The organism is Rhizobium sp. O111 (genome assembly GCF_055616315.1).
This window is the reverse complement of record NZ_JBSHXL010000001.1, coordinates 3,585,001-3,608,116: the sequence shown is the minus strand read 5'-3', so window position 1 is coordinate 3,608,116 and position 23,116 is coordinate 3,585,001. Positions and strand designations below refer to the sequence as shown.

Here is a 23,116-nt window from a genome sequence, read left to right as displayed (position 1 = left end):
AACCGGAATGACATCGAGCACTGGCGCAAACGCAAAAAAAGCGGGGTTCGGCCCGCTTTTCCGCATCCGGTCCTGCCGGATTGCCGGTTGGTCATGCTGCCAGTTCATCCGTGGTCAGCGTCGCACCGGTATCGTCGAAGGGCATGATTTTATTTATCGGACCCTTCTCGATCGGCGACTGCCCTAAAGCCGTCCATGCCGATCTTGTTGATGAGAGATATAGCCAGGCAAAATGACAGGCGAATGACGTCGACGCGGCATTTTTGCGAAAGGATTGGCCGCAAATCCGGCATTTCTGCTTCCCATGGGCTGAAAATCCGCTAAGACCGACTACCGGCTATCACCAAAACCGGGACCTCCCATTTCATGACCAAATTCGATGTACTGACTGTCGGCAACGCCATCGTCGATATTATCGCGCGTTGCGACGACCAGTTCCTCATTGATCACAAGATCACCAAGGCAGCGATGAACCTGATCGATGCCGAGCGCGCCGAACTGCTCTACAACCACATGGGCCCGGCGCTGGAAGCCTCGGGTGGCAGCGCCGGCAACACGGCGGCCGGCATCGCCAATTTCGGCGGCAAGGCCGCCTATTTCGGCAAGGTCGCAGAAGACCAGCTGGGCGAGATCTTCGCGCACGACATCCGCGCCCAGGGCGTGCACTACCAGACGCAGCCGAAGGGCAAGTTCCCGCCTACCGCCCGCTCGATGATCTTCGTGACAGAAGACGGCGAGCGCTCGATGAACACCTATCTCGGCGCCTGCGTCGAGCTTGGACCGGAGGATGTCGAGCCCGAGGTCGTGGCGCAGTCGAAGGTCACCTATTTCGAAGGCTATCTCTGGGATCCGCCGCGCGCCAAGGAAGCGATCCGCGACTGCGCCCGCATCGCCCATGAGAACGGCCGCGAAATGTCGATGACGCTCTCCGACAGCTTCTGCGTCGGCCGCTACCGCGACGAGTTTCTCGACCTGATGCGGACTGGCACCGTCGACATCGTGTTCGCGAACAAGCAGGAGGCGCTGGCGCTTTACGAGACCGAGGATTTTGAAGAGGCGCTCGTGAAGATCGCGCAGGATTGCAAGATCGCGGCTGTGACGATGAGCGAAGAGGGTGCCGTCATCTTGAAGGGCAGCGAGCGCTTCTATGTCAGCGCCATCGAGATCAAGGAGCTTGTCGACACGACCGGCGCCGGCGATCTGTTCGCGGCGGGTTTCCTTTACGGCTACACGCAGGGCCGGACGCTCGAGGATTGCGGCAAGCTCGGCTGCCTGGCGGCCGGCATCGTCATCCAGCAGATCGGACCGCGTCCGATGAAGTCGCTCACCGAGGCCGGCAAGCAGGCGGGTCTTCTCTAAGGCCTGACTTACCTCTGGCGTATCTGGAAGCCTTCGATCCGTCGAAGGCTTCTCTTATTTGAAGGCTTCTCCGGGATCGGCCTTACTTAAAGGCCTCTCCGGGATAGGCACCCCAGATTTCCGACTGCGCCACCCAACCTTCGGCGCCGTCGATCTTGGCGAGGCACCAGTCGCCAGTGCATTCGCCGATGTTCATCATCACACCGGGCTCCAGCTTGGCGACGACCGTCGCGGATGGCTGGGCCTCGCGGCGCACGTTGACGAAGACGCTCTTGCCCTTGCCCTTCATCCAGGGAGCGGCAATGGCGGCGCGGGTGCCTGACAGCAGCGACTGGTTGACCCAGCCCTCGGTGCCATCGGCATCGCGCACCTGGCGCCAGTTGTCATATTCCTGGATGATTTCCACCGGCAGGCCGGCTTTCAGATACATCCACGACGCGGCATAATCGGTGCCGGGGCCGATGCGCAGATTGACGCGCTTGGATTTCAGCGTGACGAAGCGCGGCAGCGGCAGGCCGCTCGGACCCTTCGCCGCCTGGGCATAGCCAAGCCCGGCGGTGCCGGCCGAAAGCACAAAGCCCAACGCGAGGGCGAGGCATGATTTCAGGACTGTGCTGCGCATGACGATTTCCGTTCGCTATGACCCAGGCAGTTCTGCTGCCTGATTTCCGGACCTCGACATTCCCACGCACGCTCAACGAGTTTTGTTTGTCTTCGCGTACGGGTCTGGTAGAAATTCCCCGGAACGGGAAAATTATCCCGCGTCTTGGTTAAGGACCTCTGAACAAGGCAGCAGCTCCAGGATATGACGACAAAGAAAAAAACGAAGGTCTACATTACCCGCAAGCTGCCGGACGCCGTCGAAACGCGCATGCGCGAGCTGTTCGACGCCGAGCTCAATATCGACGACACGCCGCGCACCGCAGCACAGCTGGTGGCGGCGATGAAGAGCGCCGACGTGCTGGTACCGACGGTGACCGACCGGATCGATGCGGCGCTGATCGACGAGGCCGGGCCGCAGCTGAAGCTGATCGCCAGCTTCTCCAACGGCACCGACCACATCGACGTGGAGGCGGCCGCCCGCAAGGGGATTACCGTCACCAACACGCCGAACGTGCTCACCGAGGATACCGCCGACATGACGATGGCGCTGATCCTCGCCGTGCCGCGCCGGCTTGGCGAAGGTGCGCGTGTGCTGACCGACCGGCCCGGCGAATGGGCCGGATGGTCGCCCACCTGGATGCTCGGACGGCGCATTCACGGCAAGCGGATCGGCATTGTCGGCATGGGCCGGATCGGCACCGCCGTTGCCCGCCGCGCCAAAGCCTTCGGCCTCTCCATTCATTACCACAACCGCAAGCGGGTGACGGCGACGACCGAAGACGAGCTCGAGGCGACCTATTGGGAAAGCCTCGACCAGATGCTGGCGCGCGTCGATATCGTCTCGGTCAACTGCCCGTCGACGCCGGCGACCTTCCATCTGCTCTCGGCACGGCGCCTGGCGCTCTTGCAGCCGACGGCCTATCTCGTCAACACCGCGCGCGGCGACGTGATCGACGAGGCGGCGCTGATCAAGTCGCTGAGGGAAGGCAAGCTTGCCGGCGCCGGGCTCGACGTGTTCGAGAACGAGCCGGCGGTCAATCCGAAGCTGATCAAGCTCGCCAACGAGGGCAAGGTGGTTCTTCTGCCGCATATGAGCTCGGCGACGATCGAGGGCCGTATCGACATGGGCGACAAGGTGATCATCAACATCCGCGCCTTCATGGACGGCCACCGCCCGCCGAACCGGGTGCTGCCGGGGCGTTAAGCCAAGGCTGTAAACCGGGAGGCGCTTGCGCATCTCGATCGAGGTTATGCGGGTGAAGCCCGGATGGGCGTTCTCGGCAGTCTTCTCAAAACCCCAGCGGCCGAAGACGACATGGTTTTCGGTGAGCTCGATGCGTGTTTCCAACCGCAGCGCCGGCAGCGAAAGCGTGCGTGCCGTGTCCTCGGCAATGCCAAGTAGCCGCCTACCGATGCCGCGCCGCTCGGCACCCGGCGCCACCGCCAGCTTGCCGACATAGAGGCAATCCGCCTCGGGCCGCAGGAAGATGCAGCCGACAAGCAGGCCCTCTTCGATCACGACATAGGCGATCTCGGCTTTGGCCTTTTCGGCCAGAGATTCGACCGTCAACTTGAGCGCCGAGGATGGCGGGTCGATTCGGTCGTTCATGTAAGCGAAGGATGACAGGATGAGCGCGAGAAGCTCGTCCCAGCGGGAGAAATCGGCATCGAGGCGAAGGATGGTCAAGATGCGTGGCTCTGGCTTTGGGTCTGCCGGGCACGCCGACGCTTGTAGCGGATGGTGTCGAAGCGTGCCGCAAGCGCATCGTAGAGCAGCAGGCGGCCGACCAGTGGCTCGCCGGTGCCGGTGATGAGCTTGATCGCTTCCATCGCCATCAGCGTGCCGATGACGCCGGTCAGCGCACCGATGACGCCGGTTTCGGCGCAAACGGGGATGAGGCCTTCCGGCGGCTTTTCCGGGAAGAGGTCGCGGTAGGTGGGATTGAGCACGCCATCGGCAGCGGCCTCATAGGGTTTCAGCACGGTGACCGAGCCATCGAACCGGCCGACGGCGCCCGTTACCAGCGGCAACTGCGCCGCTTCGGCGGCGTCGGCAGCGGTGTAGCGCGTGTCGAAATTGTCCGAGCCGTCGATGACCAGATCGAAGCCCGAGAGATGCCGGCGGGCGCTGTCTGCGGAGAAGCGTTCCTCGAAACGGATGACGCGGACATGCGGATTGAGCCTTGCAATGGCGAAGGCGGCACTTTCCGTCTTCAATTCGCCGATCGTGCCGGAATCGTGGATGACCTGGCGCTGCAGATTGGAGAGCGACACACGGTCGTCATCAGAAATGCCGAGCGTGCCGACGCCGGCTGCCGCGAGATATTGCAGGATGGGGGCGCCGAGGCCGCCGGCGCCGATGACGAGTACGCGCGCTGCCTTCAGCTTCTGCTGGCCGGCGCCGCCGATCTCCGGCAGCAGGATGTGGCGCTGGTAGCGGGCGATTTCTTCCGGGCTCAACGGTTCCATGGGCGCGATGCTAGCATGGCCCTTGGCGGCGGGGAAAGTGTCGGTCATTCGAATATCTTTCCATCGGCAACGGTGAAGAATTGCGCCCGGTCGCCGAGCGCTGCGAACATCGACCGGTCGGTGCCGGTCATGAATGCCTGACCACCGAGCGCGTCGATCAGATCGAAAAGTGCTGCGCGCCTGTTTTCGTCGAGATGGGCGGCGATCTCGTCAAGCAGCAGGATCGGCGCATGGCCGGTGAGATTGGCGACCAGACGGGCATGCGCCATGATGAGGCCAACCAACAGCGCCTTCTGCTCGCCGGTCGAGCAGCGCGCCGCTTCCATGCGCTTGTCGCGGTGGCGGACAAGGAGGTCGGCGCGGTGCGGGCCCTCCAGCGTGCGGCCGGCGGCGGCGTCGCGGTAGCGGCTTTCGGCAAGCTGTGCCGCGTATTCGTCCTCAAGATCGACGGCGGGGCGATCGAACTGGCCATCCATGAAGCCTGCGAGATCGAGTGAGGCGGACGGGAATGGCGAGGTTTCGCGGGTTTCCTCGATGAGGCGGACGAGGAGGCCCAGCATCTCCTGGCGGGCCATGGCCATGGCGATGCCGAGGGTGGCCATCTGCTCCTCGATGCCTGACAGCCAGGAGGGATCGAAGCGGCGCTCGTCGAGCAGCTTGTTGCGACTGCGCATGGCGCGCTCGAAATCGCTCGCGCGGCGGCCGTGGGCGGGATCGAGCGACAGCACAAGGCGATCGAGAAAACGGCGACGCTCGGACGAACCGCCGGTGAAGAGACCGTCCATCGAGGGCGTCAGCCAGAGAAGGCGCAGGTGATCGGTGAGTTCGTCGGCGGTCTTGGCCGGCGTGCCGTTGATGCGCAGGCGCCGCGACGTGCTCTCGTCGTTGCCGTCGACGCCGGTGCCGATCTCGACCTCGCCATCCATGCCGTCGAGGGCCGCGAAGATCGTGAAGCCGCCATGGGCGCCGACGCGGGTGACATCGCCATAGGTGGCGCGGCGCATGCCCCGGCCCGGCGACAGAAACGACACCGCCTCCATCAGATTGGTCTTGCCGGCGCCGTTATCCCCCACCAACACCACATGCCGGCCATCCAGCTGCAGGCCGGCCGACGCATAATTGCGAAAGTCGGTGAGCTTGAGACGGGACAGGGAAACCTTGTGGGGCATGCTTTATCCGGATTCGTGACGGCTGAGAGCTAAGCGCTATGGGCGCGGATGGCAAGGGTGGGGGTGTAGGGCGGGTCGATAGCGTCCTTGTGCAGCGGGCGATCAGACATTGAGCATTGTGCCGTGTGTTACCCCCCTCTGCCCTGCCGGGCATCTCCCCCACAGGTGGGGAGATTGGCTGGGCGCGGCCGCTCGCTCTGCCTTCATTGTTTGATTGGGGAGCAAGCGGCGAGTCGATCTCCCCCCTTGTGGGGGAGATGCCCGGCAGGGCAGAGGGGGGTATCACACGGCAAAACCTCTCGACCGTCACACCCACCACCGCCGACACACCAAAACCCCACGCCGCCCGAAAGCCCGTGTCTCCACCATTTCAATCTCCACTCGGACGGGGCGCTGGAAATCACCTCGATTGAGTAAGTAGAATATGGCGCTTCCCAGCGCCCCGTTCGGCGGTTTTTATCCGCGACTCCGATCTCTCTGCCTTTCCGCCCAACTTCGCGGCGGAACCATGTGTGCCTCACAGGCACGTCCGGGCTCAACTCAGGCCTGTCTTGCGACAGGACCCGCCGTCACCGGAGGGAGATCATTTTCCGCGGACCCGGGTCATGAGGTTTTGCGTCTCACCCTCACGCTCCGCGCCGATCCCGCCTCGCCGGCACGCCTGCCGGTGTATCCGATGACGGGACGCCGATAGTGTAGGGCTGGGTTTTCGAGGCGGGGAAAATCTGCGCCTGGATTTTGCGTAAGTGGTTGATCATCAATAGTCGCATCATCCCCGACATCCCCTCGCTCAAGAAGCCGCATCATACACGGCGATGGCATTGCGTCGCAGCGGCTTTCGCGGCAGCCGGCGAACGTTTATATGAGGCATGCCGCAAAAAGCGGCGGAACGGATTTTGCGATGGATAGCGAGATACAGGGGCGGGCGGCGCATTCGGCGGCGATCAGGCAGCGGGCAGAGGCGGAGATGGCGAAGATGGGCGTCGATGCGGCGTTTATCGATCGGCTCGTCGAGACGTTTTATGGCCGTGTGCTTGCGCATCCCGCGCTGGGGCCGGTGTTCGACGCCAGACTTTCCGGGCGGTGGCCGGAGCATATGGAGAAGATGAAGAGTTTCTGGTCCTCCGTCGCCTTTCGCAGCGGCGCTTATGGCGGCAAGCCGGTGCAGGCGCATGTCGGCGTGGCCAACATGACGCCGGAACTCTTTCCGCAATGGCTGGCGCTGTTTTCCGCGACGCTCGACGATATCGCCCCTTCCGACGAGGCGAAGGCATGGTTCATGGCGACGGCCGAGCGGATCGCCAGGAGCCTGACGCTGTCGCTGTTCTACAATCCTGCTCTCGACGATCCCGGGCTGAAGAAGGGCTGAGATCGCCGGGCCTGCCCGAGATCAGGCAATGCGCTTGTAGAAGAAGGTCGAGGCGCAGAAGCCGCCTTCCGGCCAGAGCGCATAATCCGGGATGACGCCGACGCGCTCCCAGCCCAATCGTGGATAGATCGCCTCGGCATCGCTGCCGGTCGCGGTATCCAGCACGAGAATGGTCTTGCCGCGACGCGCGGCTTCCTCTTCGGCGGCGCGCATCAAAAGGCGCGCCAGGCCCTTGCCGCGGGCGGCGCGGTGGACGAGCAGCTTTTTCAGGTCGGCGCGATGCGGCTGGTTCGGCATCTGCGCGGCGCCGATCTGCACGGTGCCGAGCACCCTGCCCTCAAGCTCGGCGACAAACAGTAGAGTGGCGCCGGAAGCGACACTCTCGGCAACGGCCTGCCAGTAGGGTTCGGCATCCTCACGCGTGTATGGTTGCATGAAGCCGACCGAGGCACCGCCATCGACGCAATCGACGAGGACATCGCAAAGATCGGGTATCGCGGCGCGAGCCTCTGTCGCGTCGAGCAGGCGGATGGTGGTCATGGGGTCTCCTGACATCAATTAATGGCGGCGGCGGTCGAGCACGACGCAATAGCGGGCCGGCGCCGGGCCAGGATTGTGAAAAACATGGCCTTCGGCCACGGGCATGAACAGGCAATCGCCGGGGAGCAGGCGATGCACGGTGTTGTCGCCCGTCGTCATCTCCATCTCGCCGTCGAACAGCCAGATATGCTGGGTCATGCCGCTGGCGGCCGCATGCGGCGGGAAGCTGACGCGGGCGCCGGCCGGGAATTCGACATCGACGATATCGACATCGGAACTCGTGCCTGGCGGCGAGACGGCGCGCCTGATGTAGCCGGTTTCCGGATCGCGCCAGACCTGCTGGTCCTGACGGCGCAGCAGCGGCGCGGCCTCGCCTTCTTCGGCGAAGAAGGCCGAAAGCGACAGGCCGAGGGCTGCGCAGACGCGGGCAAGCAATGCTGCGGTCGGGCTAGCCTCGCCGCGCTCGATGCGCGAGATCATCGCCCGGCTGACGCCTGACGCAGTGGCGAGATCGTCGAGCTTCAGGTTTCTATCGGTTCTCAGCCTGCGAATCCTGACGCCGATCGCGGTTTCGAGTTCCTGTTCCATTATCCGATCCATATTTCCACTATAATAGAAATGCATGGTTCAATCGTGGAATCAAGCGCTATTTTCGCCGCCTGACGGCGCGACTTATCGTAAACGAAACCCTGCTTTTCCGCTTTGCGGCAAGGGGATGCGCTGCTATATGCGGCGCATGAGCACCAATTCGACCCGAACGCCCCTCGACCATATCCGCAACTTCTCGATCGTGGCCCATATCGACCACGGCAAGTCGACGCTGGCCGACCGCCTGATTCAGTCGACCGGCGGCCTTGCCGAGCGCGACATGTCGGAGCAGGTGCTGGATTCGATGGATATCGAGCGCGAGCGCGGCATCACCATCAAGGCACAGACCGTTCGCCTGCACTACAAGGCGAATGACGGCGAAACCTATATCCTGAACCTGATCGACACGCCCGGCCACGTCGACTTCGCCTATGAAGTCTCGCGTTCGCTGTCGGCCTGCGAAGGCTCACTGCTCGTCGTCGACGCCTCCCAGGGCGTCGAGGCGCAGACGCTCGCCAACGTCTATCAGGCGATCGACAACAACCACGAGCTGGTCACGGTCCTCAACAAGATCGACCTGCCGGCGGCCGAGCCCGACCGAATCAAGGAACAGATCGAGGAAGTGATCGGCATCGACGCCTCCCAGGCCGTGCTGATTTCGGCGAAGACCGGTCTAGGCATTCCCGATGTGCTGGAGGCGATCGTGCACCAGCTGCCGGCGCCGAAGAGCGAAGCCGGCGAGAAGGGTCCGCTGAAGGCGCTGCTCGTCGACAGCTGGTACGACACCTATCTCGGCGTCATGGTTCTGGTGCGCATTCTCGACGGCGTGCTCTCCAAGGGCATGACCATCCGTATGATGGGCACGGACGCGAAGTATCAGGTCGAGCGCGTCGGCGTGCTGACGCCGAAGATGCTGGCCGTGGACTCACTCGGCCCGGGCGAGATCGGCTTCTTCACCGGCTCGATCAAGGAAGTGGCCGACACCCGCGTCGGCGATACGATCACCGAAGACAAGAAGCCGACGGCGACGGCGCTGCCGGGCTTCAAGCCGGCGCAGCCTGTCGTGTTCTGCGGTCTCTTCCCTGTCGATGCGGCCGACTTCGAGGATCTGCGCGCTGCCATGGGCAAGCTGCGCCTCAACGATGCGTCCTTCTCGTTCGAAATGGAAAGCTCGGCAGCACTCGGCTTCGGTTTCCGCTGCGGCTTCCTCGGCCTGCTGCATCTCGAGATCATTCAGGAGCGCCTGGAGCGTGAGTTCGACCTCGATCTCATCGCTACCGCCCCTTCGGTCGTCTATCAGCTGACGATGACCGATGGTTCGGAGCGCGAGCTGCACAACCCGGCCGACATGCCCGATGTCGTCAAGATTTCCGAGATCCGCGAACCCTGGATCAAGGCGACCATCCTGACGCCGGACGATTATCTCGGTGGTATCCTGAAGCTCTGTCAGGACCGTCGCGGCATCCAGACGGAACTCACCTATGTCGGCAAGCGCGCCATGCTCACCTACGAGCTGCCGCTCAACGAAGTGGTGTTCGATTTCTACGACCGTTTGAAGTCGATCTCCAAGGGCTATGCCTCGTTCGACTATCACCTGGCCGATTACCGCGAGGGCAACCTCGTGAAGATGTCGATCATGGTCAATGGCGAGCCGGTCGACGCGCTCTCCATGCTGGTGCACCGCACGGCTGCCGAAAAGCGCGGCCGCGACATGTGCGAGAAGCTGAAGGACCTGATCCCCAGGCACATGTTCAAGATCCCGATCCAGGCCGCGATCGGCGGCAACGTGATCGCCCGCGAGACGATCTCGGCGATGCGCAAGGACGTGACCGCCAAGTGCTACGGCGGCGACGCATCACGCAAGCGCAAGCTGCTCGACAAGCAGAAGGAAGGCAAGAAGCGCATGCGGCAGTTCGGCAAGGTCGACATTCCGCAGGAAGCCTTCATTGCCGCGCTCAAGATGAAGGACGACTGAGGCTATTTGCTTCTGCCTGATATGCGCATATCATATGCGCATATCAGGAGACCGATCATGCCTCAGACCCGTCGCAAGGCAGCCAACCTGTCGCTTGACAGCGAGCTCGTCTCCCAGGCGCGCGAACTGAACCTCAATGTTTCCAAGGCCGCCGAAGACGGCCTCAGGCGCGCCATCAAAAGCGAGCGCGAACGGCTGTGGCTGATCGAGAACGCTGACGCGATCGATGAAGCGAACGCCTATGTCGAGAAACATGGGCTGCCCTTCGCCAAGTACCGCACATTTTAATGGCGCGCTTTCGCGTCTATGAAGTGGGCGGCGACTATGCCCTCGATGTGCAGTCGAACCTGCTCTATCGTCTCAACAATCGCGTCATGATCCCGCTGGTCGTTGCCAGCCAGGTTGTCAACGTCATGTCTAGGCTAAACCCCGTCGTCGTGGTCGACGGCAGGAACTATCTGATGTCCACGGAGCGGATGGCATCCGTCCCACTATCGGAGATCGGCGCGGAAGTTGCCGATCTCTCCTCACGAGGCGACGACATCACCGCGGCGCTCGATTTCCTCTTCCAGGGTTTCTAAAGCGCGATCGCAAAACCGCTTCGTACTTTTACGCGACATGCTCTAGGCGTTCCGCGCCATATAATCCTTCGTCAGCTTTTCGTAATCCTGCATCTCCGGCAGGGCCTCGTAGCTGTGCGTCGCGCCGGTTTCGGCGAAGGGGAGCTTCTCGCGGGTCCAGGTCTCGATGAAGGGCGTGAACCAGCTGGTGTCGTCGAGCATGGTCGGGCGCAGGTTGACGAACCACTCCATGCCTTCCGTTTTCGTGAACATCCAGGTCATGCAGTGCGGGCAGAAATAGTGGTGCGACATGGCGCCGTGGAGGCCGCCGATTACGGGTTCGCCGCTGGTGATCTCGAAGCCGTCGGAGGGGATCGCGGCGCTCAGCGAATAGGCGCTTGAGGACATGGTCTGGCAGCCGGTGCAGTGGCAAGCCATGGTCAAAAGCGGCTTGGCGCTGATCTTCAATCGCACGCGACCGCAGCGGCAACCGCCCTCGCTCGGCAAATTCAACTGGCTCATCTCTATCTCCCTGATTCCGGTTGAGATGATAGCGCCCGGCGGGCGGAGATGAAGGGGATCGGTGGAATAAATGCGGCTTTGTGGCGAGCCCTCAACTTGCAGGACAAGATCGCCGCGTCGCCGGCGGTCATTCGGCCCCATTGAAAACGCGAAATAATCTATCGCATCGACGACAGATTTGAACCCAGGCATGCTCTAGCCGTAAGAATCCACTTTCAATCACTGATTGTCTTTTTCTCTGTTCAGATACCGGCGAAGACAAGGGTAATCTTTCATGCCGACGCTATTACTGGCGCGATATATCAACGTTTAACCGGCTAATAGGCAGTCTTTTTACCCGGTTTTCCCCGCTATTCGCAGCTTTCGTTTTGGGGCTTGCAACGGCCGACCTTTACGATAGGTTGCGCGTTGACTTGCACGTAACAGGTCACCAAGGGAACAACGACGAATAAAAGGCGCTAAAAAGCCTAGAAAGGTGGGCCCCCACATGAACTTCCCCACAAAGAAAATTCTTGCCTCCGCAGTGCTTGGCTCGCTGCTGGCATTCTCCGCCCACGCGGCGACGATCAACATCCACAATGGCGGCGACCCGCAGTCTCTCGATCCGCAGAAGCTCTCCGGCGACTGGGAGAACCGCATTGCCGGCGACATTTTCGAAGGTCTGGTGACCGAGGACGCGCATGACAATCCTGTCGCAGGCCAGGCCGCGAGCTGGACGATCTCAGACGACCGCAAGGTCTATACCTTCAAGCTGCGCGACGGCATCCAGTGGTCCGATGGCCACCCCGTGACCGCAGGCGACTTCGTTTTCGCCTTCCAGCGCCTGATGGACCCGAAGAACGCCGCCGACTACGCCTATCTGCAGTTCACCATCAAGAACGCCGAGAAGATCAACAAGGGCGAGATCACCGATTTCAACCAGCTGGGCGTCAAGGCGATCGACGACAAGACGCTCGAAATCACGCTCGAGAACCCGACCCCCTACTTCCTCAACGCGCTGATGCACTACACGGCCTATCCGCTGCCCAAGCACGTCGTGGACGCCAAGGGCGCCGACTGGGTGAAGATCGGCAACATCGTTACCAATGGTCCATACACGCCGACGGAATGGATTCCAGGCAGCCACGTCACCACCAAGAAGAACGACAAGTATTGGGATGCCGCGAACGTCAAGATCGACGGCGCCAAGTTCTTCGTGCTCGAAGACCAGGAAGCCGCGCTGAAGCGCTACCGCGCCGGCGAATTCGACATCCTCACCGACTTCCCGACAGACCAGTACGAGTGGATGAAGAAGAACCTGCCGGGCCAGGCGCATGTCGCGCCGTTCTCCGGCCTCTACTACTACGTCATCAATTCGCAGAAGGGCCCGACCGCCGACAAGCGCGTGCGCCAGGCGCTTTCGATGGCGATCAACCGCGAGGTCATCGGACCGCAGATCCTCGGCACCGGCGAACTGCCGGCTTACTCCTGGGTACCGCCGGGCACCGCCAATTACGGCGAGCCGGCCTACATCTCCTGGAAGGATGAGCCTTACAAGCAGAAGGTCGAAGAGGCCAAGAAGCTCTTGACGGAAGCCGGATTCGGACCCGACAAGCCGCTCACCCTGCAGCTCAAGTACAATACCAACGACAACCACAAGCGCATCGCCGTTGCGATCGCCGCCATGTGGAAGCCGCTCGGCGTCAATGTTGAACTCATCAACGCCGAAACCAAGGTGCACTATGACCAGCTGCAGCGCGGCGACGTGCAGGTTGGCCGCGCCGGCTGGCTCGCCGACTACAACGATCCGGACAACTTCCTGAACCTGCTCGTCACCGGCGTGCAGATGAACTATGGCCGCTGGTCGAATGCCGACTACGACAAGCTGATCAAGGACGGCAATGCCGAAACCGATCTGACGAAGCGTGCGGAGATGTTCAAGAAGGCCGAACAGATCGCACTCGACGACAGCGCCGCGTTGCCGATCTACTACTACGTTTCGAAGAACGTGGTCTCGCCGAAGATCGAAGGCTTCGTCGACAACATCCAGGACATCCACCGTACCCGCTGGCTGTCCATCAAGGAATAAAGAGAGGCATTGTCTTCACCCTGCCCGGGGGTGATTGCACCTTGAGAAAGACCCTCTCTGGCCTGCCGGCCATCTCCCCCACAAGGGGGGAGAAGACCTGCGGCGCCAACCCTGCCCCAACCACGCCTCGGCGGATCGGCAGGGTTAAGCCCTCCCCCTTGTGGGGAGGGTTGGGAGGGGTCCTTTCCCACACTCTTGCCTTCGCATCCGGCCGAACCAGTTTCGACTGGTAGCGATGATGCGAAAGACCCGGCGCAGGAAAGACCGTCACCACCATGATCAATTATGCATTCCGTCGATTGCTGTCGACGATCCCCGTTATGTGGATCGCCGTGACAGCCTGCTTCTTCGTTTTGAGATTGGCCCCAGGCGGGCCGTTCGATGGCGAAAGACCCTTGCCACCGGTGATCCTCCAGAATCTGGCGGCCCACTATAATCTCGATAAGCCGCTGATCCTGCAATATCTCTACTATGTCGGTGATCTCTTGAAGGGCGATCTCGGTCCCTCTTTCGCGTCCGAGGATTTCACCGTCGCGCAGCAGATCATGATCGGCCTGCCCTATACGTTCATCATCGGCACGGCGGCCTTTCTGCTCGCCATCGTCATCGGCGTTGCCGTCGGCTGTCTTGGGGCGCTCTACCAGAACAAGGCGCCGGATTACATCCTGGGCGCGCTGATCCTGGTGGGCGTCGTGCTGCCGAACTTCCTGATCGCGCCGATCCTGCAGCTGGTCTTCGGCATTCACCTGCAGTGGCTGCCCGTCGGCGGCTGGGGCAATGGATCGCTGAAATTCCTGGTGCTGCCCGTGGTCGTCCTTGCGCTGCCGCATGCCGGCCGCATCTCGCGCATCACCCGCGGGTCGATGATCGAGGTGATGGGGCAGAACTTCATCCGCACCGCCAAGGCCAAGGGCATCGGCCCGCGACTGACGGTCATGCGCCATGCGCTCAGGCCGGCGATGATGCCTGTCGTCTCCTATCTCGGCCCGGCGGCCAGCTATCTGCTAACCGGCTCGCTGGTCGTCGAAAGCGTCTTCGGCCTGCCCGGTATCGGCCGCTACTTCGTCAACGCCGCATTGAACCGCGACTACGGCATGGTTCTCGGCACGGTCATCTTCTACATGGTGCTGATCGTGTTCCTGAACCTTCTCGTCGACATCGCCTATGCTTGGCTCGATCCGAAAGTGAGAAACCGATGATCCTCAACCCCGCAAAGAGAGAGCTGCTCGCGGCCGAACTGCTGGAGGCCGAGGGTCTCAGCCCCGTCAGCCGTTCGCTCACCCGCGACGCGCTGCGCCGCCTCTGTCGCAACAAGGCGGCCGTGGCGTCGATCATCGTGCTGACCCTGCTCGTGCTTGTCGCCTTTATCGGCCCCTACCTCATTCCCTTCGGCTACGAGGATCCGGATTGGGCCGCCTTCCGCTCGCCGCCTTCGTTTGCCGACGGCCATTATTTCGGGACCGACCCGAATGGCCGCGACCTGCTTGCCCGCGTGCTTTACGGCACCCGCGTCTCGCTGGCCGTGGCGCTGACGGCGACGCTTGTCTCCGTCGTCATCGGCGTACTCTACGGCGCCATCTCCGGCTATATGGGGGGACGTGTGGATGCCGTCATGATGCGCTTCGTCGACATCATGTACGCCTTCCCCTACATCCTCTTCGTCATCCTGCTGATGGTGATCTTCGGCCGAAACGTCTATCTGCTCTTCGCGGCGATCGGCGCGCTGGAGTGGCTGACAATGGCGCGCATCGTGCGTGGGCAGACGCTGTCGCTCAAGCAGCGCGAATTCATCGAAGCGGCGCGTGCCTCCGGCCAGAAGCCGCTGAAGATCATTACCCGGCACATCATTCCCAATCTCGTCGGTCCTGTCGTCATCTTCGCGGCGCTGACCGTGCCCGAAATCATCGCGACGGAGAGCTTTCTCTCCTATCTCGGCTTCGGCGTGCAGGAGCCTTTGACTTCATTGGGAACGCTGATCTCCGAAGGCACCGACGCCATGGAGAGCATGCCGTGGCTGCTCGTCTTCCCGGCCGGCTTCCTCGTCGCCCTGCTGCTCAGCCTGCTGTTTATCGGCGACGGCCTGCGCGATGCATTCGACCCAAGGGACCGCTGAAGGGATCGCTGACATGCAAAAAGACATCAAGAACGACACCCTTCTCGAATTGAAGGACTACTCGATCAGCTTTCGCACGCCCGAGGGCGAGGTGAAGGCCGTTTCCAACATGAACCTCACCGTCAAGCGCGGCGAGCGCATCGCGATCGTCGGCGAGAGCGGCTCGGGCAAGAGCCAGACCTTTCTCGGGATCATGGGATTGCTGGCGAAGAACGGCCGGACCAGCGGACAGGCGCTTCTCGAAGGGCGCGACGTGCTGGCGCTGAAACCGCGCGAGCTCGACCATGTGCGCGGCAAGGACATGGCCATGGTGTTTCAGGACCCCATGACCGCGCTCAATCCGTCGCTCAAGATCTCCCGACAGCTGACGGAGCAGCTCGAGGTGCATCGCGGCTTTACCGCGCGTGCGGCCTCAAACGAAGCGCTGGACATGCTGAAGCGTGTCGGGATCCCCGACCCATCCAGGCGCTTCAACCTTTATCCGCACGAACTCTCCGGCGGCATGCGCCAGCGCATCGTCATTGCCATGGCGCTGCTGACGAAGCCGAAGCTCCTGATTGCCGACGAGCCGACCACCGCGCTCGACGTGACGATCCAGGCGCAGATCCTTGATCTCTTCAACGATCTGACCGCCGAGATGAACACGGCACTTGTGATGATCACCCACGACCTCGGCGTCGTCGCCGGTCTCGCCGACCGGGTGGCGGTCATGTATGCCGGGCGCATCGTCGAGGAAGCACCGGTGGACGAACTCTTCGAGAATCCGGCGCACCCTTATACGGCGGCACTGCACGCCTCGATCCCGCGCCCGGACCAGGATGTCGACCAGCTCGCCGTCATTCCCGGCCGGCCGCCGAACCTGCAGCATCTGCCGAAGGGATGCAGCTTCTCGCCGCGCTGTCCGCTGGTGCAGAACGACTGTATCGACGCTGCGCCGCGCCTCGACGTGCAGGCGCCGCGCCATCTCGCGGCCTGCTTCCATGCCTTTCCACGCCTCGAGGAGGTTCTGACCAATGGCTGAACGATCACTTCTCAGGGTCGAGAACCTGACGACCCAGTTCGACGTACCCTCCAAGGGCTTCTTCAAGCCGCCGCTGACGCTGACGGCCGTCAACAATGTCAGCTTCGATCTCAGCGAGGGCCGTACGCTCGGTATCGTCGGGGAATCGGGCTGCGGCAAGTCGACCCTCGGGCGCTCAATCCTCAGGCTCCTGAAGGCGCAGAAGGGCCGCATCCTCTGGCAGGGTCGCAACCTGCTCGACCTCTCGGACGAGGAGATGCGGGCCGCACGCCGCGACATGCAGATCATCTTCCAGGATCCGATCGCCTCGCTCGACCCGCGCATGACGGTCGGAGACATCATCGCCGAGCCGCTGACGGTGTTCGAGCCGAAGCTCAACCGCGCTCAGCGCGCCGAGCGGGTGCAGGAGATCATGGCCGCCGTCGGCCTCGTGCCTGAAATGATCAACCGCTATCCGCACGAGTTCTCGGGCGGCCAGGCGCAGCGCATCGGCATTGCCCGAGCCGTTATCACGCGGCCGAAGCTGATCATCTGCGACGAGCCTGTCTCGGCCCTCGACGTGTCGATCCAGGGCCAGGTGATCACGCTTCTGCGCAAGCTGCGCAAGGAGTTCGGCCTGACGCTGATCTTCATCAGCCACGATCTCTCGGTCGTGCGGCTGATCTCCGACGACGTGCTGGTGCTTTATCTCGGCAAAGTGGTGGAGGCCGGCGATTGCGCGACGGTGTTCGACAAGCCGGCGCACCCCTATACGCAGGCGCTGTTTTCGGCAGCCCCGATCCCTGACCCGAAACTGGCACGCGGACGCCAGCGGATCCGCCTGCAGGGCGATCCGCCATCGCCGCTGAACCCGCCAAAGGGTTGCGTCTTCTCCCCGCGTTGCTGGAAGGCGACAGACATCTGTCGGACCGAGATGCCACTAAGCGAAGAGGTCAGGCCCGGCCAGACGGCCGCCTGCTACCATATCGAGCGCTGATACAGCGGCGGCCACCACCGTTATCGTGGCCGCCTGCCTCCCGCAAAGCGTGTGAGTCCTGCAACAGCACGCATATCATCACATGCTCAAGCACCATACTGCGGTCATTGCGTAGTCTTGCGGGCTTCCCTCCGGCGCGAGTTGCTCTATGGTGCCTCCATCAGACCGGAGGGGTTTCATGCGCGTACGGTTTCTCGTTGTCATGCTGCTGCTGACCAGTTGTGGCCACCCAAGCGGCGTGATGACGCCCGTGGCGCTGACGGCGGCGACGCCGAAGACAACCCGCGTCGACATGCTGGTCGCGACCACACGCGAACCCTCGGGCGATCCGGCGACGCTCTTCAACGGCGAGCGCAGCCCCAAGCCGTCGCTCACCGCCGTCGAAGTCTCCATTCCGCCAAACCGCAAGTCTGGCACCGTGCAGTGGCCAAAGCGCCTGCCGCCGAACCCGGCGACCGACTTCGCGGTCACCGGCGTCCAGCAGATCGGCACGGTGAAGGAGGGGCGCTCATGGCTCAGCCAGCACATGCATAACGGCCACGCGCTGGTCTTCATCCACGGCTTCAACAACAAGTACGAGGATTCGGTCTTCCGCCTGGCGCAGATCGTCAACGACAGCAAGATGGACGCGACGCCGATCCTCTTCACATGGCCGTCGCGCGCGCAGATCACCGCCTACGAATACGACAAGGAAAGCACCAACTATTCGCGCACCGCGCTGGAACAGGCGCTCCGGACACTGGTCAACGATCCCAATGTCAAGGACATCACCATTCTCGCGCATTCGATGGGCACGTGGCTGACGATGGAATCGCTCAGGCAGATGGGCATTCGCGACGGGCACCTGAACGGCAAGATCCGCGACGTCATCCTGGCCTCGCCCGATATCGACATCCAGGTCTTCGCCAAGCAATATGCCGAGATGGGCACACCGCGCCCGAAGTTCACGATCTTCGTGTCGCAGGACGACCGGGCGCTGGCTTTCTCGAGCTTCATCACCGGCCGCGTTTCGCGCCTGGGCGCGATCGATCCGACGGTCGAACCCTATCGCACCAAGCTGGAAGAGGCGGGCATCACCGCGATCGACCTTACCAAGGTCAACAGCAACGATCGCCTGAACCACGGCAAGTTCGCCGAGAGCCCCGAGATCGTGCAATTGATCGGCCAACGCCTGATGACCGGCCAGCCGCTCACCGACAGCAATGTGACGCTCGGACAGGGCATTACAGCCGTCGTCGGCGGGACGGTCACCAATATCGGTACCGTGGCAGCCACCGCAGTTGCCGTGCCGGCGACGATCATCGAGGCGCCGATGGTCAAGCGCCGGAAGCCTGCAAGCGCCGACGCGACCCTGCAGGGCGATCTCCAGCAGCAGTCCCTAATCTCCACCGGCAACTGAGCGCCGCCATCCTCACCGATATTGGAACGACATCGCACGATGTTCGTTTTCCGATACATGAACATGCAAGGTCGAGGAGGACGAGCAATGTCCAATGTCGTGCGAACGGGCGAGGATGCCGCCAACACTGCAACCACGTCAAACCGGTTCGGACGGTCGGTGGAAAGCCAGGCGCAGATCACCGATGCGGCGCAACTGGGCGCGCCCGATGTCGGAGCCGGTGAAGCGATGAACATCTACCGGCTGGAACCGATCGCCTCGCCCAACGATCCGCGCTGGGACAATTCTCCCGGCCATGGCGTCATCACCGTTGCCGCCCGCACCACCGGCGACGCGCGCATCGTTGCCGCGTCCCGGGAGCTTGATTTCATGGAAGTCGACGCATCACCCGCCGAAGACGTGACGACATCGCAGGCGAGCGCGTTTCGCGACGACAAGCTCTATACGGTGATCGAGATCGAGCACGGCCGGCGGGATTTACGCCGAGGCGTGGTCGAGGGAACGGTGTCGGTCGATACGATCGTGTCCGTTCAGATCTAGATATTTTGTCTTTGTTGGAAAGAAGATTGGTTGCGGGGGCAGGATTTGAACCTGCGGCCTTCAGGTTATGAGCCTGACGAGCTACCGGGCTGCTCCACCCCGCGTCCAGCGCAAAACCCTATGGGTTTTGGCGCGGCGGCGTAACCGCTTTGCGGTTATGCCTTCTACCGGAGCAAAACCCATAGGGTTTTGTTCCTGTAAGGGACGCACCATTATACGCCAGGTGCGCCGAAGTTTCATTCTGTATGTTCGGACCACCAAAAGCAAAAGGCCGCTTGCGCGGCCCGATGTTTTCGGCTGGGCCGAAGTTTCGATCAGAGAAGATTTGTTGTTGCGTTTAGCAGACCTGGCAGCGACCGACTCTCCCGCGTCTTAAGACGAAGTACCATAGGCGCAGGGGCGTTTCACGGCCGTGTTCGGAATGGGAACGGGTGCAGCCGCCCCGCCATAACCACCAGGTCAGCGAAGCGCAACATTTGAGAAGCTGGTGCAGTTTTCACTGCGTTTTTTTCGGACGAACATTTCATGTTCGCCGTGTGAACACGTCTTAGCATCATGTCCGTCTTTCGACGGCATGAGCATAAGCAATGAGAACAATTAAGCCGATCGAGCTATTAGTAACGGTAAGCTTCACACATTGCTGCGCTTCCACACCCGTCCTATCAACGTGGTCGTCTTCCACGGCTCTGATAGGGAATACTCGTTTTCAGGTTGGTTTCCCGCTTAGATGCCTTCAGCGGTTATCCATTCCATATGTAGCTACCCTGCTATGCCGTTGGCACGACAACAGGTCCACCAGAGATATGTCCATCCCGGTCCTCTCGTACTAGGGACAGATCCTGTCAATATTCCTACACCCACGGCAGATAGGGACCGAACTGTCTCACGACGTTCTGAACCCAGCTCACGTACCGCTTTAATTGGCGAACAGCCAAACCCTTGGGACCTGCTCCAGCCCCAGGATGCGATGAGCCGACATCGAGGTGCCAAACAACCCCGTCGATATGGACTCTTGGGGGTCATCAGCCTGTTATCCCCGGCGTACCTTTTATCCGTTGAGCGATGGCCCTTCCACGCGGGACCACCGGATCACTATGACCGACTTTCGTCTCTGCTCGACTTGTCAGTCTCGCAGTCAGGCGGGCTTATGCCATTGCACTCGACGACCGATTTCCGACCGGTCTGAGCCCACCATCGCGCGCCTCCGTTACTCTTTCGGAGGCGACCGCCCCAGTCAAACTACCCACCATACACTGTCCCGGATCCGGATAACGGACCGCGGTTAGACATCCATGACGATAAGGGTGGTATTTCAAGGATGGCTCCACAGAAACTGGCGTCCCTGCTTCAAAGCCTACCACCTATCCTACACATGCCGACACGAATGCCAGTGTAAAGCTATAGTAAAGGTGCACGGGGTCTTTCCGTCTGACCGCAGGAACCCCGCATCTTCACGGGGAATTCAATTTCACTGAGTCTATGTTGGAGACAGCGGGGAAGTCGTTACGCCATTCGTGCAGGTCGGAACTTACCCGACAAGGAATTTCGCTACCTTAGGACCGTTATAGTTACGGCCGCCGTTTACTGGGGCTTCAGTTCAAAGCTTGCACCTCTCCCTTTAACCTTCCAGCACCGGGCAGGCGTCAGACCCTATACGTCGTCTTGCGACTTCGCAGAGCCCTGTGTTTTTGATAAACAGTCGCTACCCCCTGGTCTGTGCCACCCCATCATACTTGCGTAAAATGGGGTCACGCTTCTTCCGAAGTTACGCGTGCAATTTGCCGAGTTCCTTCAACATAGTTCTCTCAAGCGCCTTGGTATACTCTACCTGACCACCTGTGTCGGTTTCGGGTACGGTCTATAATGATGGAGCTATTTCCTGGAACCGCTTCCCTGCACCCACAATCCAATAAGTGAATACAAGTTACGCAATCCGTCACTACCACCAGGCCCACGAATATTAACGTGGTTCCCATCGACTACGCGTTTCCGCCTCGCCTTAGGGGCCGGCTAACCCTGCTCAGATTAACTTTAAGCAGGAACCCTTGGTCTTTCGGCGAGAGGGTCTCTCACCCTCTTTATCGTTACTCATGTCAACATTCGCACTTCCGATACCTCCAGGATGTCTCACGACTGTCCCTTCACAGGCTTACGGAACGCTCCGCTACCACTTGCACATAGTGCAAATCCTCAGCTTCGGTGCATGGCTTCAGCCCCGTTACATTTTCGGCGCAAAGACCCTTATTTAGACCAGTGAGCTGTTACGCTTTCTTTAAATGATGGCTGCTTCTAAGCCAACATCCTGGTTGTTTTGGGATCCTCACATCCTTTCCCACTTAGCCATGACTTGGGGACCTTAGCTGGAGGTTAGGGTTGTTGCCCTTTTCACGACGGACGTTAGCACCCGCCGTGTGTCTGCCGAGTAGTACTCCCGGGTATTCGGAGTTTGGTTAGGATCAGTAAGACGGTGAGTCCCCATAGCCCATCCAGTGCTCTACCCCCCGGGGTATTCGCTCGACGCTCTACCTAAATAGATTTCGCGGAGAACCAGCTATTTCCGAGTTTGATTGGCCTTTCACCCCTAACCACAAGTCATCCCAATCTATTGCAACAGATGCGGGTTCGGTCCTCCAGTTGGTGTTACCCAACCTTCAACCTGCTCATGGCTAGATCACTCGGTTTCGGGTCTAATGCAACAAACTAAATCGCCCTATTCAGACTCGCTTTCGCTTCGCCTACACCTACCGGCTTAAGCTTGCTTGTTACACTAAGTCGTTGACCCATTATACAAAAGGTACGCCGTCACCCTTTCAGGCTCCGACTGTTTGTAGGCATCCGGTTTCAGGTTCTATTTCACTCCCCTTGTCGGGGTGCTTTTCACCTTTCCCTCACGGTACTTGTTCGCTATCGGTCATGCACGAGTACTTAGGCTTGGATAGTGGTCTACCCACGTTCAGACAGGGTTTCACGTGCCCCGCCCTACTCTAGGACAATGAGTGTTCTACGCGTACGGGGCTATCACCCGCTACGGCCCAACTTTCCAGAAGGTTCCGCTTTATTCCTCATTGCCACTGGCCTGGTCCGCGTTCGCTCGCCACTACTTGCGGAGTCTCGGTTGATGTCCTTTCCTTCGGGTACTTAGATGTTTCAGTTCCCCGAGTTCGCTTCTTACACCCTATTTTATTCAGATGTAGATACCTTATCACAATGCTTGGAAACCTTTCAGGTTTCTAACGCCGGACGACCGGCGACGCGCTCTGCGCTGTATAGGAAGTTCCCATACAGGCCAGAGGCCGTCGGCGATCGTTCGCCGTAACGTCGGACCAACGGTCCGACAACCAGAAAGATTTTCCAAGCATTTAAGGTGGGTTTCCCCATTCGGATATCCATGGATCAAAGCTTATTCGCAGCTCCCCACGGCTTTTCGCAGCGTATCACGTCCTTCATCGCCTGTGCATGCCAAGGCATCCACCAAATGCCCTTACGACACTTAATCGTTCTCATTGCCAATGCTCATCATCTGGCTCCCGTTCTCGAAGAGAACGACAACAGGCAGGGTTACCTTTTACAACCCAGCCAATCCAACAATGCCATCGACGTGTTCGATCGGATCACTTTATTGGAACTACGCCGAGCAGTTCGCTTGTGTCCGATCTTTAAGACCAGCTTCTCGAGATTAAATCCGGTACCGCGCGGTCAGGCAACGGTAATCCGATCGTCCGTCAGACAGTGCAACAAGGCACCGAACAACGACGATCCAGAGCGACAAGCTTCCTACCTACCTCCAGTCCCTCTTTCGCTTCCGGCCGGCTAGGCCATTCACGACGTCATTGGAACTGGGCTCG

Annotated in this window: 19 protein-coding genes, 1 tRNA gene, 2 rRNA genes and 1 pseudogene; 13 read left to right on the top strand and 10 right to left on the bottom strand. The window is 60.9% G+C overall.

Going from position 1 to position 23,116, the window contains the following annotated elements; translation table 11 throughout:
* Positions 1 to 366: 366 nt before the first annotated feature.
* Positions 367 to 1,359 carry an adenosine kinase gene (locus tag ACVTFQ_RS17975; RefSeq protein WP_112435968.1) on the top strand — a complete coding sequence of 331 codons (993 nt, stop codon included), beginning with the start codon at positions 367 to 369 and terminating at the stop codon, positions 1,357 to 1,359.
* Between the two features lie 82 nt (positions 1,360 to 1,441).
* Here the strand turns inward: ACVTFQ_RS17975 and ACVTFQ_RS17970 are convergent, their stop codons facing one another.
* Positions 1,442 to 1,981: an SH3 domain-containing protein gene (locus tag ACVTFQ_RS17970; protein ID WP_112950683.1), complete on the bottom strand. Its 540-nt coding sequence runs from the start codon at positions 1,979 to 1,981 to the stop codon at positions 1,442 to 1,444.
* A 183-nt stretch (positions 1,982 to 2,164) separates the two neighbouring features.
* Here ACVTFQ_RS17970 and ACVTFQ_RS17965 point away from each other — a divergent pair, with 183 nt between their 5' ends.
* Entirely contained in the window at positions 2,165 to 3,166 is a 1,002-nt protein-coding gene (locus ACVTFQ_RS17965; RefSeq protein WP_111563033.1) for a 2-hydroxyacid dehydrogenase, read from the top strand.
* An 18-nt stretch (positions 3,167 to 3,184) separates the two neighbouring features.
* Here the strand turns inward: ACVTFQ_RS17965 and ACVTFQ_RS17960 are convergent.
* The 3 genes and pseudogenes from ACVTFQ_RS17960 to recF form a co-directional block, all read right to left on the bottom strand.
* Positions 3,185 to 3,649 (bottom strand): annotated as a pseudogene (locus ACVTFQ_RS17960) (GNAT family N-acetyltransferase); the annotation flags it as partial.
* Positions 3,646 to 4,479, bottom strand: a complete 834-nt coding sequence (locus ACVTFQ_RS17955) for a molybdopterin-synthase adenylyltransferase MoeB (protein ID WP_111563032.1) — start codon at positions 4,477 to 4,479, stop codon at positions 3,646 to 3,648. The pseudogene ACVTFQ_RS17960 and the gene ACVTFQ_RS17955, both read right to left, overlap by 4 nt.
* Entirely contained in the window at positions 4,476 to 5,600 is a 1,125-nt protein-coding gene (recF, locus tag ACVTFQ_RS17950) for a DNA replication/repair protein RecF (protein ID WP_018899087.1), read from the bottom strand. The genes ACVTFQ_RS17955 and recF overlap by 4 nt, the downstream gene beginning before the upstream one ends.
* A 901-nt stretch (positions 5,601 to 6,501) precedes the next feature.
* Between recF and ACVTFQ_RS17945 the strand changes: the two genes are divergently transcribed.
* Positions 6,502 to 6,969 carry a group III truncated hemoglobin gene (locus ACVTFQ_RS17945; protein ID WP_111563251.1) on the top strand — a complete coding sequence of 156 codons (468 nt, stop codon included), beginning with the start codon at positions 6,502 to 6,504 and terminating at the stop codon, positions 6,967 to 6,969.
* A gap of 21 nt (positions 6,970 to 6,990) precedes the next feature.
* Here the strand turns inward: ACVTFQ_RS17945 and ACVTFQ_RS17940 are convergent, their stop codons facing one another.
* Positions 6,991 to 7,509, bottom strand: coding sequence for a GNAT family N-acetyltransferase (locus ACVTFQ_RS17940; protein ID WP_111563031.1), 519 nt, complete (start codon positions 7,507 to 7,509; stop codon positions 6,991 to 6,993).
* An 18-nt stretch (positions 7,510 to 7,527) separates the two neighbouring features.
* Complete coding sequence (locus ACVTFQ_RS17935) at positions 7,528 to 8,097, bottom strand: helix-turn-helix domain-containing protein (protein WP_111563030.1); 570 nt, start codon at positions 8,095 to 8,097, stop codon at positions 7,528 to 7,530.
* 139 nt (positions 8,098 to 8,236) lie between these two features.
* Between ACVTFQ_RS17935 and lepA the strand changes: the two genes are divergently transcribed.
* From lepA to ACVTFQ_RS17920, 3 genes are read left to right on the top strand one after another with little or no spacing between them, the layout of a single operon-like run.
* Entirely contained in the window at positions 8,237 to 10,072 is a 1,836-nt protein-coding gene (lepA, locus tag ACVTFQ_RS17930; RefSeq protein ID WP_026283110.1) for a translation elongation factor 4, read from the top strand.
* A gap of 57 nt (positions 10,073 to 10,129) precedes the next feature.
* The gene (locus tag ACVTFQ_RS17925; protein ID WP_018899082.1) at positions 10,130 to 10,360 is read left to right on the top strand and encodes a type II toxin-antitoxin system CcdA family antitoxin; all 231 of its coding nucleotides are present in this window, start codon (positions 10,130 to 10,132) and stop codon (positions 10,358 to 10,360) included.
* Entirely contained in the window at positions 10,360 to 10,653 is a 294-nt protein-coding gene (locus ACVTFQ_RS17920; RefSeq protein ID WP_111563029.1) for a CcdB family protein, read from the top strand. Before ACVTFQ_RS17925 ends, ACVTFQ_RS17920 begins: the two co-directional genes overlap by 1 nt.
* 42 nt (positions 10,654 to 10,695) lie before the next feature.
* Here ACVTFQ_RS17920 and ACVTFQ_RS17915 read toward each other — a convergent pair whose 3' ends face one another.
* On the bottom strand, positions 10,696 to 11,154 hold the full coding sequence (locus ACVTFQ_RS17915) for a GFA family protein (protein WP_111563028.1): 459 nt from the start codon (positions 11,152 to 11,154) through the stop codon (positions 10,696 to 10,698).
* Positions 11,155 to 11,641: 487 nt separating this feature from the next.
* On the opposite strand from ACVTFQ_RS17915, the gene ACVTFQ_RS17910 reads away from it, so the two are divergent.
* From ACVTFQ_RS17910 to ACVTFQ_RS17880, 7 genes are all read left to right on the top strand, one after another.
* A complete protein-coding gene (locus ACVTFQ_RS17910; RefSeq protein WP_111563027.1) occupies positions 11,642 to 13,222 on the top strand; it encodes a peptide ABC transporter substrate-binding protein in 1,581 nt (526 codons plus the stop codon).
* A gap of 275 nt (positions 13,223 to 13,497) precedes the next feature.
* Positions 13,498 to 14,421 carry an ABC transporter permease subunit gene (locus ACVTFQ_RS17905; protein ID WP_018899078.1) on the top strand — a complete coding sequence of 308 codons (924 nt, stop codon included), beginning with the start codon at positions 13,498 to 13,500 and terminating at the stop codon, positions 14,419 to 14,421.
* Positions 14,418 to 15,335 carry an ABC transporter permease gene (locus ACVTFQ_RS17900; RefSeq protein ID WP_047506491.1) on the top strand — a complete coding sequence of 306 codons (918 nt, stop codon included), beginning with the start codon at positions 14,418 to 14,420 and terminating at the stop codon, positions 15,333 to 15,335. Before ACVTFQ_RS17905 ends, ACVTFQ_RS17900 begins: the two co-directional genes overlap by 4 nt.
* A 13-nt stretch (positions 15,336 to 15,348) precedes the next feature.
* Positions 15,349 to 16,356, top strand: coding sequence for an ABC transporter ATP-binding protein (locus tag ACVTFQ_RS17895; protein WP_111563025.1), 1,008 nt, complete (start codon positions 15,349 to 15,351; stop codon positions 16,354 to 16,356).
* Positions 16,349 to 17,332 carry an ABC transporter ATP-binding protein gene (locus ACVTFQ_RS17890; RefSeq protein WP_112437352.1) on the top strand — a complete coding sequence of 328 codons (984 nt, stop codon included), beginning with the start codon at positions 16,349 to 16,351 and terminating at the stop codon, positions 17,330 to 17,332. The genes ACVTFQ_RS17895 and ACVTFQ_RS17890 overlap by 8 nt, the downstream gene beginning before the upstream one ends.
* Before the next feature lie 178 nt (positions 17,333 to 17,510).
* The gene (locus ACVTFQ_RS17885) at positions 17,511 to 18,731 is read left to right on the top strand and encodes an alpha/beta hydrolase (protein ID WP_111563023.1); all 1,221 of its coding nucleotides are present in this window, start codon (positions 17,511 to 17,513) and stop codon (positions 18,729 to 18,731) included.
* A gap of 87 nt (positions 18,732 to 18,818) precedes the next feature.
* Positions 18,819 to 19,271 carry a hypothetical protein gene (locus ACVTFQ_RS17880; protein ID WP_111563022.1) on the top strand — a complete coding sequence of 151 codons (453 nt, stop codon included), beginning with the start codon at positions 18,819 to 18,821 and terminating at the stop codon, positions 19,269 to 19,271.
* Positions 19,272 to 19,298: 27 nt separating this feature from the next.
* Here the strand turns inward: ACVTFQ_RS17880 and ACVTFQ_RS17875 are convergent.
* The 3 genes from ACVTFQ_RS17875 to ACVTFQ_RS17865 all read right to left on the bottom strand — a co-directional run bounded on the left by ACVTFQ_RS17875 (position 19,299) and on the right by ACVTFQ_RS17865 (position 22,767).
* Positions 19,299 to 19,375: transfer RNA gene (locus tag ACVTFQ_RS17875), tRNA-Met, on the bottom strand.
* A 240-nt stretch (positions 19,376 to 19,615) separates the two neighbouring features.
* Positions 19,616 to 19,730: ribosomal RNA gene (rrf, locus tag ACVTFQ_RS17870) — 5S ribosomal RNA — on the bottom strand.
* Between the two features lie 134 nt (positions 19,731 to 19,864).
* Positions 19,865 to 22,767, bottom strand: a 23S ribosomal RNA gene (locus ACVTFQ_RS17865).
* Positions 22,768 to 23,116: the final 349 nt, after the last annotated feature.

Excerpts from the sequence above, each read along its gene's own strand:
- ACVTFQ_RS17975 (WP_112435968.1), top strand. The coding sequence starts at position 367 with ATGACCAAATTCGATGTACTGACTGTCGGCAACGCCATCGTCGATATT.
- ACVTFQ_RS17970 (WP_112950683.1), bottom strand. The coding sequence starts at position 1,981 with ATGCGCAGCACAGTCCTGAAATCATGCCTCGCCCTCGCGTTGGGCTTT.
- ACVTFQ_RS17965 (WP_111563033.1), top strand. The coding sequence starts at position 2,165 with ATGACGACAAAGAAAAAAACGAAGGTCTACATTACCCGCAAGCTGCCG.
- ACVTFQ_RS17955 (WP_111563032.1), bottom strand. The coding sequence starts at position 4,479 with ATGACCGACACTTTCCCCGCCGCCAAGGGCCATGCTAGCATCGCGCCC.
- recF (WP_018899087.1), bottom strand. The coding sequence starts at position 5,600 with ATGCCCCACAAGGTTTCCCTGTCCCGTCTCAAGCTCACCGACTTTCGC.
- ACVTFQ_RS17945 (WP_111563251.1), top strand. The coding sequence starts at position 6,502 with ATGGATAGCGAGATACAGGGGCGGGCGGCGCATTCGGCGGCGATCAGG.
- ACVTFQ_RS17940 (WP_111563031.1), bottom strand. The coding sequence starts at position 7,509 with ATGACCACCATCCGCCTGCTCGACGCGACAGAGGCTCGCGCCGCGATA.
- ACVTFQ_RS17935 (WP_111563030.1), bottom strand. The coding sequence starts at position 8,097 with ATGGAACAGGAACTCGAAACCGCGATCGGCGTCAGGATTCGCAGGCTG.
- lepA (WP_026283110.1), top strand. The coding sequence starts at position 8,237 with ATGCGGCGCATGAGCACCAATTCGACCCGAACGCCCCTCGACCATATC.
- ACVTFQ_RS17925 (WP_018899082.1), top strand. The coding sequence starts at position 10,130 with ATGCCTCAGACCCGTCGCAAGGCAGCCAACCTGTCGCTTGACAGCGAG.
- ACVTFQ_RS17920 (WP_111563029.1), top strand. The coding sequence starts at position 10,360 with ATGGCGCGCTTTCGCGTCTATGAAGTGGGCGGCGACTATGCCCTCGAT.
- ACVTFQ_RS17915 (WP_111563028.1), bottom strand. The coding sequence starts at position 11,154 with ATGAGCCAGTTGAATTTGCCGAGCGAGGGCGGTTGCCGCTGCGGTCGC.
- ACVTFQ_RS17910 (WP_111563027.1), top strand. The coding sequence starts at position 11,642 with ATGAACTTCCCCACAAAGAAAATTCTTGCCTCCGCAGTGCTTGGCTCG.
- ACVTFQ_RS17905 (WP_018899078.1), top strand. The coding sequence starts at position 13,498 with ATGATCAATTATGCATTCCGTCGATTGCTGTCGACGATCCCCGTTATG.
- ACVTFQ_RS17900 (WP_047506491.1), top strand. The coding sequence starts at position 14,418 with ATGATCCTCAACCCCGCAAAGAGAGAGCTGCTCGCGGCCGAACTGCTG.
- ACVTFQ_RS17895 (WP_111563025.1), top strand. The coding sequence starts at position 15,349 with ATGCAAAAAGACATCAAGAACGACACCCTTCTCGAATTGAAGGACTAC.
- ACVTFQ_RS17890 (WP_112437352.1), top strand. The coding sequence starts at position 16,349 with ATGGCTGAACGATCACTTCTCAGGGTCGAGAACCTGACGACCCAGTTC.
- ACVTFQ_RS17885 (WP_111563023.1), top strand. The coding sequence starts at position 17,511 with ATGCGCGTACGGTTTCTCGTTGTCATGCTGCTGCTGACCAGTTGTGGC.
- ACVTFQ_RS17880 (WP_111563022.1), top strand. The coding sequence starts at position 18,819 with ATGTCCAATGTCGTGCGAACGGGCGAGGATGCCGCCAACACTGCAACC.